This window comes from Enterococcus sp. 12F9_DIV0723 (assembly GCF_002174375.1).
Classification (GTDB): domain Bacteria; phylum Bacillota; class Bacilli; order Lactobacillales; family Enterococcaceae; genus Enterococcus_A; species Enterococcus_A gilvus.
Genome location: NZ_NIBK01000002.1, coordinates 776003 through 791713 on the forward strand (window position 1 = coordinate 776003; position 15711 = coordinate 791713).

A 15711-nucleotide genomic window follows, 5' to 3' on the forward strand; every position below is an offset into this window, starting at 1 on the left:
CTGGCTGCTCCTACGATCCTAAAATTGGCAATACATAATCTTGGTTGTATTCCAATCCGGAGATTTTTTCTTTTGAATCGGTGATGATCACCATGACGGTTGCATCTTTGCCATGTTCAGCGATCATCTTCAAATTGATAGACCCGATCGCTTGCCCTTGTTTCACCCGTTCACCTTCTTTGATCGTAAGTGTAAAGGGAGCTCCGTTCAATTCAACGGTATCGATTCCTAAATGAAGCAGTAATTCCATGCCGTCTTCTGTCACGAAGCCGATGGCGTGCTTCGTAGGCGCAATCATTTTTACGGTTCCAGAAATAGGCGCCTTGATTGTTTCTTTGCTTGGTAAAACTGCGAAGCCTTCCCCCATCATTTTGCTGGCGAATACTTGATCGTTCACCTCTGTAATAGGGATGATCTCTCCCTCAATGGGAGAATAGACTTTGACATTTTTCATGTTTCCTTGTGTTTTTGCAACTTTTTCAGTCGGTTCACTCTTTTTGATCACAATCACATTCGTCAAGATAAACGCTAATACAAAGGTCGCGATCCCGACGACGACATACGTGATCACCTGATACGGATCGTAGATATACATCAAGGGTGACAATAATACGGCTAAGCCATAACTATTGGCTTGAATCCCTAATAAGGAAAGAACCATTCCGCCGATCGCTGAACTTCCCAACATCACTAAGATCGCTTTCATTCCCGTGCGCATCACGACACCAAACAAGGCCGGTTCACTGACCCCAAGCATTTGCGTGATCGTCGCTGAGACCCCTGCTGTTTTAACAGAAGCATTTTTCGTTCGTAAAGCGATCGCCAAACACACCGCCGCATTCGCAAAACCATACATCGCGCAAACTGTGATCAATGGATTGAAGCCTGTCGTCGCGATCAGAGACGTTTCGATCATGATGAACATATGATGCATCCCTGTCATTACGGCGATCGGGTACAAGAAACCGATGATCAAACCGCCGATGCCAAATGGCAAATGCAAGAAGAGTTCAATGACCTTGACCGCCTGCCCTTCAAAGGCGTGAACGATCAGACCTAAGACGAATAACGCAACAAATACAGAAACCAAAATCACGACAAACGGCGTAAAGATCAGATCCATCGCATTCGGCATGACCTTACGTAGTTTTTTCTCAAGCGTTGCACCGATCATCCCGGTGATCAAGGCGGTCAAGATCGACCCTTGATACCCGACTAATGGGATCACCCCGAAAGCCATGATCGGTTCTGCTGTTCCGCCTGCGACCGCATAAGCATTCGGCAGAGCTGGAGACACCAGCATCAATCCAATCAAGAAACCAATGATCGGCAACCCGCCAAACTTCTTAAATGCCGACCAACAAATAAACGCCGTCAAGAACCCAAAAGCCGTATCTGTCAAAACAGTCACTGACGCACTCAACCACTCTGGGATACTGTTTGGCGTCAGCCCCATCGCATGAAGAACGGTTTCATTAAATAGAACACCCTTTAATCCAAGAAAAAGGCCCGTCGCGCCAAGAATCGGGATGATTGGAACAAAGATATCCGCAATATTTCTCACGGCCCGTTGCAACGGAGACGAATCGTCTTTTGCCATTTGATCTTTGGATACTTCATCAAATGCGTAGATCGATTGCAACGCATCATACACTTTATTGACGATCCCTGTTCCTAAAATGATCTGGTATTGCCCAGCATTATAAAAGACCCCTTTGACTTCTTCGACTTGCTCAACTTGGCTGTCATCAATAGCTTTGCGGTCCTTCACCTGCAAACGCAGACGGGTCGCGCAGTGCGTAGCAGAGACAATGTTGTCTTCTCCTACGACTGCGACAAGTTTTTTAGCGATCTCTTGATAGTTTGTATTAGTCATGGTTTCCACCCTTTCTGATGACAACCGCCTGATACGGTTGCAGCATATATGCGCCCTCCGACTTCCTTAGCTCGGGGTAATTGTTCAACAACACATCACCTGAAGCGACGATTGTCTGCTCCTGATTGCTGAGATTGACAAACACTTGAATCGTTTCTTCGCCGATGCGTTCATAGCCTATGACCGCATCCGCCGTTTCCACTGGTGAGAAGGCTCCATAGATCAGTGTTTTACGATAAGCTGAGTGATTTCTCAGCTGAATCATCTGTTGATAATAGGAAAAAATCGAGTCTGAATGATTCATTTGATCCGCCGCATTGACCGTCGTCTGATCCCCCGTCAATTTCAACCAAGCATTGCCTGATTTATTGAAGCCGGCATTTGTCGAAGCATCCCATTGGAACGGCGTCCGGTTGTTGTCTCTTGAACGCTGATTGACAAAGGTCAAGGCCTCTTTTTCAGAGAACCCTTCTAATAACGAGCGATGGTAATTATCGATGCTTGAGACATCATTGAAATCATCGATCGTTGTTCGCTGAAAGTTTTTCATGCCGATTTCCTGTCCTTGATAGATAAAGGGTGTGCCTCGTAAAAAGAAGAACAGTGTCCCTAAAGCTTTAGCGCCGATCTCGTTTTGATACGTTTCATCCGTAATGTATTTCGATAAGGACCGCGGCTGATCATGATTTTCTAAAAAGTTTGCGCCCCATCCGCTTGATTGGATCGCCGACTGACTTTTGAATAGCAGCTCTTTTAGATCTTGCGGCTGCCAATTCGTTCGGCGGAACCATTCACTGCCGTTTTCTACATCGATATCGGCATAATGGAAGTCAAAAATCATATTGAAATAGCCGTCTTCGCCAATGTACTGATCGTACTGCTCATAGGGAACACCTGGTGCCTCACCAACACTCACGCATTCATAATTTTGAAAGGTTTCACGATTGAGCTTCGCTAAAAATTTCTCGATTCCCGGACGATTTCTCGTTTTATTCTTCACGCTGCCTAACCCATCGCTGCCATCAACCGGGACATCGCCGTAATCTTGATCTTTTTTTACAAAAGTAATGGAATCGATCCGAAACCCTGCGATGCCTTTAGACAGCCACCAATTGATCATGTCATAAATTTCCTGCCTCAACACAGGATTTTCCCAATTTAAATCCGGCTGTCTTTTATCAAAGGTATGGAAGTAATAGGTATTTTCTTCATTTGGAACAGGCTCCCAAACACTGCCGCCGAAAATCGACCGCCAATTATTCGGCGGGTTGCCGTCTTTCCCCTTTTTAAAAATATAGTAGTCACGGTATGGACTCTCCGCATCTGCCAACGCCTGCTGGAACCATTCATGCTCATCCGAGGAATGGTTCACCACAAGATCCAGAATCAACTTGATCTCTCTCGCTTTTGCTGCTTCGATCAGTTCCGTTAAGTCCGCCATCGTGCCAAATTCTTTTTGGATACCTTTATAATCAGCTATATCGTAGCCATTATCAACCATTGGCGAAGTAAAAATCGGACAAATCCACAACATGGTCACACCAAGCGCGTCTAAATAGTCCAGTTTTTGTGTGATCCCTTTGATGTCACCGATCCCATCTCCATCACTATCATAAAAACTTTTCGGATAAATTTGATAAACGACTTCTTCTTTCCAGAAATTCTGAGCTTCCTTCTTCAACGGTGTGTCCTTCAATATCATTTCCATGAATTTCTCTCCTTCTGTGGTATCGATACCACATTTCTTTCAAAAAAATCTGCTTAGGCAGATTTTCGTATAATCAATTTTAATGCTAATTCTGTTTCATCAAGCTGATAGTCTTTTTCTTCCACTTTGGCGATCAGCCAATTCGTGGATTCTTTCCCCAATGCTTCTACAGGCTGCGCGATCGTTGTCAACGGTACGGCCAACATTCCTGTGAAGGGTTGATTATCAAAGCCCATGATTGCTAAATCTTCCGGCACTCGTTTGCCCTTTTCGAGATAACGTTCCAAAATACCGCTCGCCACCTCATCACTACTGGTAAATACGGCGTCGGGGCGGTGGTCTTCTGGTAGGGACAATAGCTTGTCCGCCACTTGCTTTCCGTCCTCGATCGTATGGACTTGCTTAAAGATCCAGTCGATTTTCATTGAAAGCTGATGGGTACTTAACGCCCGTTCAAATCCTTCGGTCCGCGAATTTCCGTGTCCGCCTCGCGTCAACGTCCCGCCTGTACAGTAGGCGATTTTTTGATACCCTTTTTTTATTAAATAATCCGTTGCTTCAAAACTCGCAGCCTCCTGATCGGTGTAAACCTGCGGAAGATCCGATCCCGGGATTTGTTCATTGCAGAGAACGATGGGACCATATTCACGATACGCTTCAATGATTTTGGGATCGCCTTCGATGGAACACATGATCAGGCCAGCGATCACCTGCTGCTTCAGCATCTCAAGCATGTTCGTCTCCGCTTTTTTATCGTCATACGTCTGCATCACCAGCACATTGTAGCCATGGGAACGGGCGCTCTTTTCAATCGAATCGACCAAGTGGGAAAAAAAAGGATTAACGATACGAGAAACTAAAATCCCGATCATCGTCCCCTTCTTTGAGCGCAATTGCGTCGCTACAGAACTCGGTGTATAATCCAGCTCCGCCATCGCGGATTGAATGCGTTTCCGTTTGTCTTCAGAAATATACGGATGATTGTTTAAATATCTTGAAACAGTTGAAACAGATAAGCCTGCTTTCTTCGCTACATCTTTGATGGTTGCCAATGTTTCACCGCCTTGTGGTATCGATTTCACAGTTATCATACGATGTTTGAAACCGTTTGTCAACTAGAAACTCGAAAAAAATCTCCCTATCTTTTTTTCCTTCACTCCTAAAATGTATCTAAACCATTTACTTTCCTTTATAATAGAAGCAACTGAAATGGCGTTCCAAAAAAAGCTGCAGAAAGTGGGTTGTAACTTTGAAAAAGGAAGAAGGTAGTTCGTTGGCGATCGGTTTATCTTTGGGGTTGCTGTATGGACTTTTATTCGATAATTTAGCTTTGGGACTAGGACTAGGTGTTGCTTTTGGCGCATCGGGGGTCTTTGTCTCGAAGAAAAGAAAAAAATAAGCGCTATAAAAAGAAGTGCACTCTGAAAATTGTTGCTTTCAGAGTGCACTCTTTTTTTGGTGTTTTTAATTTTCCTGTTCACGATTTTGGGCAAGTTTCTCCGCGAATTGTTGTAAAAACGGCTCATAATCAACCGTTGAAAAATCAGTCACATCAAATTCAACCAGCGTGCCCAATTGGAAATGGTTGTATCCTCGTGCTTCAATGATTTCTTGAAAGGCTTCTCGCGTAATCAAGTCATCCGCTTGTGTCCGATCTGCTAACACATCGCCAAAATGATAGTGTGTCATGATGTGGCTCAAGTGGCGGCTTGGCTCAATATCCCGAATTTTTCTTCGGGACCAAAGTTCATCAAAGTCTGCGACTAAGCGAATCGTCACCACCTCATAGCCGTAACACTGCGCTAAATCCTCTAAATTCCCTTTTTGCTTATCACTGAAGGGATATTCAGAGACTACAAGGCGTTTTCCTGCTTTCATATACAGATCCAAGGCACTATAATAGAATGCCCACACCTTTTTTTCCAGTTCTTTTTTCTCAACCAAATTTTCAAAACCGATAGTATCAGCGAAGATTTCCTTGCCTTCATCTGGTGTGACTAGGAAAAAATCTCCTAGTACCCGGCGCATTTCGTTGATCAAATAGGATTTCCCAGTTGCTGGACTGCCAGCGATCAAGATCAGATACTTTTCCATTTATTTTTGCATCGCCAATGGACTATTCACATTCATGAACAAACCGATCTTATGTTTGACGATTTCTTTCACCGCTAAGTTCGCTGGGATCACGTTATGACGAAGGGATTTGTTCACTTCCGTTTCCCCAAAGGATTCCTTCGCCACCTTCGTCCAGTTGACTAACAGCTCTGTCCCAACATTGAATTTGCGAATCCCGTTATTGATCAGTTCTGGATAATCCTCTTCCTTCACACCTGTTCCTCCGTGAATCACTAAAGGCACGTCAACGACTTGATGAATCTCCTTCAACAATGGAATATTGACCTCTGTTTTTGATTTAAATTGCCCATGGTTCGTGCCAATGGCGATTGCCAACGCATCGATGTTCGTTTGCGCGACGAAGGCAACGGCATCTTCTGGCTTCGTGTAAACCTTGTCGTTCTCCGCCACAGAGATCCCTTCTTCTGTTCCGCCGATCGTACCTAGCTCGCCTTCCACCGAGACCCCTTTTGCATGTGCATACTCAACGACTGCTTTCGTTTTAGCGATATTTTCTTTAAAGGGCAAATGAGACCCGTCATACATCACGCTAGAATAGCCGGCATCGATCGCCGCTTTGATCTCATTGAAGTCTCTTGCATGGTCCAAGTGCAAAGCAACGTCCACCAATTCAGTATTGGCGATCTCTTTCGCCACGGCCACCATCACATCATAGCCAATATATTTTGCCGTATCGATACTGGTTTGGATAATGATCGGCGAACCCATCTCTTTTGCTGCGCGGATCATTTCCGGCAGCATCTCCAAATTATGCGTGTTGAACGCCCCAATCGTCATGTTTAATTCTTCTGCTGTTTGCGTTACTTCTTTTAGTGTTTTGTACATTTATCCGATACCTTCTTTTCATTTGATCGATCAGCCACTGATCGTTACTTTTTTGGCGATTTGTCGCATCTCATCCATTTTTCCCATGTATTTATCAATGCCTGCATCGTCTCCGTTACGTGCAGCTTCCGCCCGTTTTCCGTTGTAAAGACTCATTAATTTCTTGTACCCATCGCCGATCGTCAGCTTATGATCCAAACTTTTTTCTAACGTTTCGATCGCTGCATCGATTTGGTCCAACGCGGCATAAGTCAAGCCGAGTTTCTCATAGGCTCCAGCTATTTCCGTTTTTTCTACAGCTGCATCTTGCTCCAATATGGAAATTTTTTCGATGAATTGCTGCGCTTCTGTTTCTAGCCGCGCTCTTTCTTCTACTGAAAGTTCCTTCTTTTCTTCTATTTTTGCTGGTTTTTCTTTTTTCTTAAAAAAGCCAAACATCGCGAAACCTCCTAATTAAAACATTTTTAAGATCGGGCTAAGAATCCATGCATACAGCAGTGCGGCCGCAACGGTATCTACATCCGTCGCAGTGGCATTGACGAAGCCCATTTGATTAAAGATCGTTACTAAAAGTGCTGGTAAAAGGGTGATGAAAAAGCCGTGAGCAATCCCCCCGATGATCGCGCCTCGACGACCCCCGACTGCATTTCCGAAGATCCCCGCTGTTCCTCCTGCGAAGAAGTTCGTCAGCATTCCCGGTAGAATCATTGCTAAACCAAAGGTCGGCAAGATAAACATGGCGATGATCGTACCAATCGTCGTCGTAATAAATCCTAAGATCACCGCATTTGGTGAGTAAGGAAAAAATACTGGGCAGTCCAATGCTGGAATCGCGTTGGGTACTAGCTTCATCGCAATTCCTCGGAAAGCCGGTACGATCTCACCCAATAATAAACGGACTCCTGATAGCAAGACATAAACACCAACTACAAATTGGATCGCTTGCAAGAAGGCAAACATCAAGTAATGCTGCGCACCGTGGTCGCCAACTCCTGGTCCGGCGAAAGCGGCAGTGACGATATATAGTGGCACCATCACGACCATGACAGACAAATACGTATCCTGTAAGAACTCGAAAGATTTTGGTAGATTGATGTCTTCGATGGATTTTTTGTTCTCGCCTCGTTCACCGAAAATATAAGCGACCCCAGCCTCAAACATATAACCAATCGTACAAAAGTGTCCTAATGCGATATCATTTGATCCTGTGATCTTACGAATGATCGGTTGCGCAATCGCTGGCATCGCGACTGCAAAAATCGCACCGACGATACTTCCAACAACGATCAGAACCAATCCTCTCAACCCAGAAAAGTAGCCAAAAACAGTCGTCATCGTTGCCATCCATAGAATCGCTTGACCCGTTAAGAAGATGTATTTCCATTTGGTAAAGCGCGCGATCAGAATATTCACAATAAAAATACCTAGAAAAGTCAATGCTATGTCGCGCCCTAATCCCAATTCGTTCATCGCTTGCCCGTTGATTGCCTCGATTGAAGGGATGATCCCTTGCATATGAAATCCAGCCGTAAAGATTTCACCAAAATACGTAAGGCTTCCAACGATAATACTCGAACCCGCACTTAGTACTTGGAAGCCAAGCAGTGTCTTTAAGGTTCCCGATAGGACTTGCCCCGCAGATTTTTTCTGCAAAACCAGCCCTAGCATCGCAATCAGTGCAATGGTGATGGATGCTTGTGTCAAAATATTTTCAATAATAAAATTAACAACTCCCATTTGTTTCGCTCCTTATTCGTTTTATAGTATTCATTTTTCTTAAAATCGAAAAATGAGTTTGATTCTCATGCCGTATATCCTTCCACTAGTCTTCAAATGATAATTGGCCGTTTAAACCTTTGATCAGTGGAACTGGCATCCTTATTCGTTTTATTGTATTGTCTTTTCGAATGGCTTTATAACGCGCCTTTTGCTTCTAAGATCGGTAGTAATTTCTCTTCGATTTCTGGTTTGGACACAATATTTTTTAAATAGACAATGGCTGTTTGCTCTTCGTTGATCGAGAATTTTTCAAATTGTGACTTGAAATTTTGTGCAGTGATGATGATGTCCGAACGTGAAGAAGCTGCTGTGGAAATATCCACGTGATCCAGTTTTGCATCGACCCCATGTGCATTCAACACATCCTCAGCCGCCATTTGAGCCGCAAAGCTGCTTCCTAATCCTGCTCCGCATACGAATAAAATTGACACTTGTTTTCCCATTTTCTTTCTCTCCATTCTTTTTTTATCTATTGAACTATGCATAATTCCGTTAACTAAATAAAATTTCCTTGAAACGATCGACATCCGTTTCTTTGCTTAAACGATCTATCTTCTCTTCATCATTGATCAGAGCGATCAGACTCTTCATGATATTTAAGTGAGAGTAGGAGTCCACCGCAGCCAGACAAAAGATGATTTTCACGGGATCGTTCTCTTCATTTCCGAATGCGATCGGTTCATTGATCGTAGCAACGCTCACGCCTAAGCGGTTGACCCCGTCTTCCGGTCGCGCGTGGGCCAAAGCGATGTATTTCCCGATTACAATATACGGACCATACTCCTTTACTGAGTCGATCATCGCCGTGACATACCTTGGCTCGATCACCCGCTCATTAATCAACGGTTCCGACACTCGCTGGATAGATTCCTCCCAAGTCTTCACCTGCTCATTCAATAAAATGTTGCTGTCTATTAAAACATCTTCTAACATCGGCTGAATCTCCTTCTTGTTTATCGTTAAATGGTTTTGATCAAAAAGCGTTTCCAATTCTTTGTAAATACCTTCAGTCACTTTTCCCCCGCTCTTCTCAACGGTCTCGATCAGTGCTGAAAATAGATGTGTCGAATCTTGATGATTGACCAAACGTTTAAGTTTTTGATTTTCTGTTAAAAATGCCGTAATTCGGCGTTTGCTTTCTTCTTTAATAATGGGTTCTAACTCTAAAACCGGCTTTTCTGAATAACGAATCGCCACCGTACTAAAGATCAAATCCACATCCAATTTTTCAATCAACGCTAATTCTCTAGAGCTCAATACGGCCAGCACTTCGATATTAAATAACTCTTTCAGATTTTCAGACAACAGCTTGCCAGTCGCTACCCCGTGGTTGCAGATCACTACTGCTTTATAGATGTAGTGGAGGTCTTGGTTGATCGAACTGACCGAAGTCGAAAAATGAATGGTGAGAAAGGCAAGCTCGTCCTCACTCAACGTTTTCTTCGTTACTTGTTCGATAGCCGGAGTAAATTGTTGGATCGCTGCATATATATTGCCGTAATTTTTTTTGACCGTTTCTTTCAGCGGATTGACGATCTGGATATTGCTCTTCACTCGATTGATCATGCCGACTAAATGCTTGTAGAGGCCTTCCTGTAAGGATTCTTCTTTTCTGGAAAAAGGAATTTTGGTTTTTTCCTCAACAAACTGCATCAACTGGATCGACAACAATTGCGCTTGAACCCATTCGATCGAATTGTTCATGTCCCGCGAATTGAAGGTATTCAGCATAAAAACAATGTATTTGATCTCCACTTCTGGAGGGGAGAGCTGAAAAGTCTCGCAGATCGCTGTTACAAAATCCCGAATCTCACTTTGAGGAGTATCCGGTGCCTCCCACGCAGAACTTGCGATAAGGTCTTCTCGTAAATAACGATTCAGCCAAACGGCGGTAAAGACCAGCATCTGATTCCGATAAATCGCGTCTTCTTCCAAATTCACAAACGACGCATACAAGTGATCCAGCTTTTCAAACAATTCTTCCGAAAGATAACTGGACAAAATCCTTCGATTAACCGAAAATTCTTGCTCAGACTGCGGAGAAATAACACCTACAGAACGATTAATGACCTCATAGATCATCGTTCGAATCGACCGCTCTGCCCCCTTCAATACGATGCCTTGCTTCGCGACACTTAGTACCTCGATCCCATATTCCGCAAGCATGTTCCTGACCCGACGCATGTCTTCATCCAGCGTACTTTTCGAAATTTGATAATCCTCTTCTTTTTGATACAAGAAGACGGGCTTCCTGCTCAATGAAAAAGAAAGAATCAAATCAAACATCCGATTTTCGCGATCCAAATATTGCGTCTCCTCTGTCGCACCTAAGTGAGACAATAGGGACTTCTTTTCCTCTGAAGATAAAACCAGTCGATACCCTCTTTTTCGCAGATTTTTGATTTCTGTAAAGTGTTTTTCCACCAAAAAATGATTGATTTCTCGCAACTCATTTCGGATGGTTCGGGTGCTTGTATGAAATTCTTCCTCCAGCTTTGCCAAAGTGACAGGATAATCAGAAGTTATAAAAATACGTAATATATTAACTGTTCGATCCTTCATTTATATCTTCCTCTCGTCTAAGGTGAGTATATAACCCTTTATTTTTCTTGATAAGTAGAGATTTTTGCAATGTTTTTTGGCAACAATGTAAGCGCAACCTAAAAAAGATGTTTTTCTTCTTATAAAGAGTCTTACTTAAATCCGTTATTTTATGCGTCATTCAGAAGCGTTTATTTTTTTATTCAACGACTCTTTTCTACTTTAAGATACCTGATTGCTCATGAAAAAAGAGCCGTTTCCGTTGCCTTTTCTTCTGCTATCTCAACAATAAATAATCGAACGTTAATCATAAAATAACAGATTGTATCAAGTCAATAAATGAGGAGCCCACAAAAAAATACAGTACCCGAATGGCTTAAACATTCAGGTACTGCATTTTCTTTTTTCTACGCCTGCACACTTGGCAAAATGGTCATTTCTGTGATAGCCACCTCGTCTGGCTGCTGAATAGCAAACAGAACGGTTTTCGCTACCGCTTCAGGAGTGATGGCGATTTGATAAAACTCTTCCATCCCTTGTTTGACTTCTTGTGTAGAAATCGTAGACAATAATTCCGTTGAGATGGCTCCTGGATAAAGCGTTGTAGTACGAATATTCGTTTTTTCCAACGCAGACTCCATTCGGAAGCCTTCCATGATCGCTCGTACCGCAAATTTTGTCCCGGTATAAACAGTGTTTCCTGGAAAGACTTTTAACCCTGCAATTGAGCTTGTGGCTAATACATGCCCAGATTTTTGCTTGGTAAAATGAGGAAGCACCGCGGCTAAACCATTTAAAACTCCTTTGATATTGCAATCGATCATGTCATTCCATTCTTCTGTTTTTAGCTCGCTCATATTGCTAGCCGGCATGATTCCAGCATTCGCAAATAATACATCCACTTTTCCAAACGTTTTTACCGCTAAGTCAACTAGAGCTTCGACTTCTTCAGATTTCCGCACATCTGTAGTGGCGTAAACACTCGTTTCTCCGAATTCTTCTACCAATTGCTGCAACTTTTCTTCTCGCCGGGCGCCCAATACCACCTTCGCCCCTTCATTAACCAGCATTCTTGCAGTAGCTTCCCCAATTCCAGAGGAGGCCCCTGTGATCACCACGACTTTTCCTTCTATAGTTTTATTCATTTTATCCCTCAATTCTGTTCAAAAATATCTTCTGCTAACACGAACGCACTCCACGCCTTTGGCCACCCCGCATAAAATGCGAGATGTGTGATCAATGCGACGATTTCTTTTTTTGTCACGCCATTTTTCTTTGCTATTTTTAGATGTGCTTCTAATTGAGGCGCACCCATCGCCAACAAGGCTGCACAGGTGATCATACTGCGGTCATGGGCGGAAAGCTCGTCTTCCTTAGCCCATACTTCTCCAAATAATACATCGTCATTCAACGCTGCAAACTGCGGGGCAAATTCACCTAATCTTTCTCTTCCTGCTGTTTGTTTTTCCATTTGCTATGCTCCTATCTTTAAGGTAAACTTTTTTAATTTAGGTTTACTTTATTTATTCAAGTCCTTATTTTAGTTGGTCATACCAGTCATCCGATACAGGCTCTAACCATTCGGGTGTGCCCGCGGTGACAGCGATATGCTCAAACCAACTGTCTTTTGCGGCGCCATGCCAATGCTTGACCCCATCATGGGTGATGACCACATCTCCTGCACTTAGACGACGTGCTTCTTTGCCTTCCTCTTGGTACCACCCTTCTCCCCCAGTAACTAACAATAATTGATAGCCCTCGTGATGAATGTGCCAGTTATTGCGGCAACCTGGTTCAAAGGTCACGTTTGCAACACCTACGTCAATCGTCGGATCAGCGATCAGTGGATGGAGATAGCTTTGACCGACGAAAAATTCCGCATACGCTTCGTTCTTTTCGCCAACGGGAAAAATCACGCCATTTTCAACTTCTTTATGTTTTACCATTCTTTTTTCCTCCTGTTTCATGATTGTTGTTTCGAATAAGAAAGCAACCAATTTTTTATCGCAGTATCTGCACGTTCACTCTTTGATCCGCGAATCGCTAACCCGGTTTTGATCTCCGCGCCGCTGCAGACAAGAGACAGCTCCTCCAGACTTGAACCAAAAGCACTGCCTTCATGCGTACAAAAGGGATAGATCACCTTGTCTCTCCACTCATGATCTGCTAAAAAAGTCTGAATGATCCGCGGATAGGTTCCCCACCAATTAGGAAAACCAAGAAAAACGGTCTTAATTTTTTCTAAAGCGATTGGTTCCTTCTGATAGTCCACTCGTTGAGCTTGTAACTTTTCTAGTCTTGCCTGCTCCACGGCTTCCTCATATTTAACTGGATAGGGAACAATAGGACGGATCGAATACGTGGCTAGTTGTGTCTGCTCACTGATTATTCTGGCCAATCGTTCGGTGTTTCCGACCGAAATCATTTTTTTCTTACCATCAATATAGTTTTCTCCTGCTCGAGAAAAAAAAATTATTATTGAAGTCATCGGGCAGCCTCCTTCATAAAAAAAATGAGCGATATTCTGAATACATTCAGAATACAGCTCATTGTTCCTACTATCTAATGCTTATATCAGCATACTACTATAGCTGAAAAGCATACTTGAAGCGGTTGATCAATTCTTGTACAGCCGGCGTTTGCAGACGCTTTTTCCAAACCAATACACAGTTTGTTTTGACTGTGGGATACAACGGGATAAAGACGGATTCTTCTAATTTCCGATCAGAAATCGCCCCCTCAACGGTTAGCGCTGCCCCGACTTTATGATCCACCAAAGGCAAAACATTGAATATCAAATTGAAATTTCCAACAACATTCAGTTGCTCAAACGGACTTCCCGACCATTTTGCAAGTAGCCTTTGGACCTCTGGACGACTTGAGCATAGCAGCGGCAGCCCTTTGATATCTTCAGGAGTCAGTACGTCCTTTTTCGCGATAAATAATTCTCTAGAAACGAGGATTCCCCATCGCTCTTCCCGAGGGAGCAGAAGGGTCTCCACTTCCCTCAAATCAATCGGCTCCAGCAAAACTGCCAGATCTAAAATTCCTTTTTCTAGGCGATCAGAAATATCATCACTCGTTCCAGTCACTAGATTGAACTGAATCTGAGGATAGTCGCTGACCAGCTCCTCCAAAAGCATAGCCACGGTGTCTGAATTGTCCGCTTCTACACAACCAATGGCGATCGTTCCGCTTAGTTGCTCCTTTCGTTGAGCAGAAAAGGCTTGTTCCAACTTCTCATCCAACGCCAAGATTTCCTCGGCTCGTTCCTTCAAAAAATACCCATCTTTTGTCAAACTCAACCGATTCTTTTCACGATGAAAAAGCGGTGCACCGACCGTTTCTTCCATCTCCTTGATTTGACGACTTAATGTAGGTTGGGTGATATTTAAGATCCGAGCAGCACGAGAGATGTTTCCTTCCTGTGCAACAGCCCAAAAATATCGTAAAAGTCTGATTTCCATAACTTCCGCCTTTTTACTTTTCTTTCACTATAGCAGATTAGCCCTGAGGATTAAAAAGCTTACGCGTTGATAAGGTCCAGCTTCTCAAGCATATAGGCGATACCGCCCTCATCATGAGACAGCGTGACCTCATCCGCGACAGCTTTTAGTTCCTCTTTTGCATTGCCCATAGCGATTCCCAGTGCCACGGCTTCAAACATGTCGATGTCATTCACGCCATCTCCAAAGGCGATACATTCAGCCTTTTCTCGTTGAATATGCTGCAGGAGCGTTTCGATAGCTGTTCGTTTGTTGATGTTCTTCAGCCCGATCTCCCCGCTGTCAGGACCAAAGGCCGAAACGGTACTTCTCAGCATTTGGAAATCACCGTCGTATTCCTCATGAATGACTTCATAAGGAATCGATTGATTTACAAAAGACACTTTGTTCACGTCTTCATAGTCGATTTTGCTGGGATCTTCAATCAGCAAATCTAAAAACCATTTGACCGATTGGATTTTTGCTTGTCCTTCTGGTGAATCCTCCGCCGTTTCTCCCAACGTAAGCTGAATGAGCAGCTTTCTCAAGCTGGCACTCGCAAATAATCCTTGATTCGATTCAAGGTAATATTCTACCTGATGCGCCTCTAAGAACTGGATCAGTTTGTTCAGCTCAGCCGCATCAAATACACGGTGTAAAATAACTTCTTCTTCCACTTCGCAATAGCCTCCGCCAGCACCGATAATGCCGCTGATCGGCAGTGCAAGCACATCGTCAGGAATCTCAGCTTTTGACCTTCCCGTACATAAATAAAACTGATGCCCCTGTTCATAGGCTTGCTGGATCGCCTCTTTTGCACTTTCTGGAACACGTCCGCTTTCATTGCACAAGGTACCATCAATATCCAAAAACACTACTTTTCCCATTTTATCCCCCATCATTTTAAAATAACGTTTTGTACAATTTCAGATTCTATCTGGTTACACGGTCTATCCCAAAAATCTTATGATTTCGTGAAAACTGCGGTTCACAGACTTGAATCATGTGATCGTAATTATCCAATTTCTGTTCTAAGCGAGCAATCGTCGCATGGATCAGCTTCTGCTTCTCAACCAATTTTTCGTGCTCCTGAATCAAGATTTCCTTCCGTTCCAATAACGTCGCATCGCCCTGTTGATAGAGGGTTGAATACCTCGCCAATGACTCGATGGATAGGCCAGAATCGCGCATGTACTTAATAAATTCGACCCACTTAATATCCTCTTCCTGAAAGTCTCGAATACCCAACTCGTTTCGGGTGATCGGCGGAAGCAGCCCTTGCTTCTCATAGTAACGGATCGTCGCTGGCGTCATATGAAACTTCGCAGCCACTTCTGAAATATTCATAGTCACCGCTCCTT

At 43.6% G+C, this 15711-nt stretch carries 17 protein-coding genes; 1 reads left to right on the top strand and 16 read right to left on the bottom strand.

Translation table 11 applies throughout. The features are described 5' to 3' along the window. Positions 1 to 10: 10 nt before the first annotated feature. The 3 genes from A5868_RS16760 to A5868_RS16770 are packed head-to-tail and all read right to left on the bottom strand — an operon-like array spanning position 11 to position 4636. A complete protein-coding gene (locus A5868_RS16760; RefSeq protein ID WP_086305041.1) occupies positions 11 to 1876 on the bottom strand; it encodes a PTS beta-glucoside transporter subunit IIBCA in 1866 nt (621 codons plus the stop codon). Further along, on the bottom strand, positions 1869 to 3584 hold the full coding sequence (locus A5868_RS16765) for an alpha-glucosidase (protein WP_086305042.1): 1716 nt from the start codon (positions 3582 to 3584) through the stop codon (positions 1869 to 1871). The genes A5868_RS16760 and A5868_RS16765 overlap by 8 nt, the downstream gene beginning before the upstream one ends. 53 nt (positions 3585 to 3637) lie before the next feature. Further along, entirely contained in the window at positions 3638 to 4636 is a 999-nt protein-coding gene (locus tag A5868_RS16770; protein WP_086305043.1) for a LacI family DNA-binding transcriptional regulator, read from the bottom strand. Between the two features lie 197 nt (positions 4637 to 4833). On the opposite strand from A5868_RS16770, the gene A5868_RS19155 reads away from it, so the two are divergent. After that, on the top strand, positions 4834 to 4983 hold the full coding sequence (locus A5868_RS19155) for a hypothetical protein (RefSeq protein WP_167540792.1): 150 nt from the start codon (positions 4834 to 4836) through the stop codon (positions 4981 to 4983). 65 nt (positions 4984 to 5048) lie between these two features. On the opposite strand, the gene A5868_RS16775 is transcribed toward A5868_RS19155, so the two are convergent. The 13 genes from A5868_RS16775 to A5868_RS16835 all read right to left on the bottom strand — a co-directional run bounded on the left by A5868_RS16775 (position 5049) and on the right by A5868_RS16835 (position 15697). Then, entirely contained in the window at positions 5049 to 5678 is a 630-nt protein-coding gene (locus A5868_RS16775; RefSeq protein ID WP_086305044.1) for an AAA family ATPase, read from the bottom strand. Beyond that, entirely contained in the window at positions 5679 to 6545 is an 867-nt protein-coding gene (locus A5868_RS16780) for a class II fructose-bisphosphate aldolase (protein ID WP_086305045.1), read from the bottom strand. It abuts the gene before it with no gap. A gap of 30 nt (positions 6546 to 6575) precedes the next feature. Continuing rightward, complete coding sequence (locus tag A5868_RS16785; RefSeq protein WP_086305046.1) at positions 6576 to 6983, bottom strand: hypothetical protein; 408 nt, start codon at positions 6981 to 6983, stop codon at positions 6576 to 6578. A 15-nt stretch (positions 6984 to 6998) separates the two neighbouring features. Continuing rightward, a complete protein-coding gene (locus tag A5868_RS16790; protein WP_010779143.1) occupies positions 6999 to 8282 on the bottom strand; it encodes a PTS sugar transporter subunit IIC in 1284 nt (427 codons plus the stop codon). Between the two features lie 176 nt (positions 8283 to 8458). Further along, positions 8459 to 8767 carry a PTS sugar transporter subunit IIB gene (locus tag A5868_RS16795; RefSeq protein ID WP_010779142.1) on the bottom strand — a complete coding sequence of 103 codons (309 nt, stop codon included), beginning with the start codon at positions 8765 to 8767 and terminating at the stop codon, positions 8459 to 8461. Positions 8768 to 8816: 49 nt separating this feature from the next. Next, positions 8817 to 10886 (bottom strand): BglG family transcription antiterminator, encoded by a 2070-nt coding sequence (locus tag A5868_RS16800; RefSeq protein ID WP_086305047.1) that lies wholly within the window; start codon positions 10884 to 10886, stop codon positions 8817 to 8819. A 386-nt stretch (positions 10887 to 11272) separates the two neighbouring features. Beyond that, entirely contained in the window at positions 11273 to 12010 is a 738-nt protein-coding gene (locus tag A5868_RS16805; RefSeq protein ID WP_086305048.1) for an SDR family oxidoreductase, read from the bottom strand. Between the two features lie 8 nt (positions 12011 to 12018). Then, positions 12019 to 12336, bottom strand: a complete 318-nt coding sequence (locus A5868_RS16810) for a carboxymuconolactone decarboxylase family protein (protein WP_086305049.1) — start codon at positions 12334 to 12336, stop codon at positions 12019 to 12021. Positions 12337 to 12400: 64 nt separating this feature from the next. After that, positions 12401 to 12811 (bottom strand): cupin domain-containing protein, encoded by a 411-nt coding sequence (locus A5868_RS16815; RefSeq protein ID WP_086305050.1) that lies wholly within the window; start codon positions 12809 to 12811, stop codon positions 12401 to 12403. A gap of 17 nt (positions 12812 to 12828) precedes the next feature. Further along, the gene (locus A5868_RS16820) at positions 12829 to 13353 is read right to left on the bottom strand and encodes a flavodoxin (protein WP_086305051.1); all 525 of its coding nucleotides are present in this window, start codon (positions 13351 to 13353) and stop codon (positions 12829 to 12831) included. A 97-nt stretch (positions 13354 to 13450) separates the two neighbouring features. After that, the gene (locus A5868_RS16825; protein ID WP_086305052.1) at positions 13451 to 14332 is read right to left on the bottom strand and encodes a LysR family transcriptional regulator; all 882 of its coding nucleotides are present in this window, start codon (positions 14330 to 14332) and stop codon (positions 13451 to 13453) included. A 59-nt stretch (positions 14333 to 14391) separates the two neighbouring features. Then, a complete protein-coding gene (locus A5868_RS16830; protein ID WP_086305053.1) occupies positions 14392 to 15237 on the bottom strand; it encodes a Cof-type HAD-IIB family hydrolase in 846 nt (281 codons plus the stop codon). A 46-nt stretch (positions 15238 to 15283) separates the two neighbouring features. Beyond that, positions 15284 to 15697 (bottom strand): MerR family transcriptional regulator, encoded by a 414-nt coding sequence (locus A5868_RS16835; RefSeq protein WP_010779134.1) that lies wholly within the window; start codon positions 15695 to 15697, stop codon positions 15284 to 15286. Positions 15698 to 15711 lie beyond the last annotated feature (14 nt).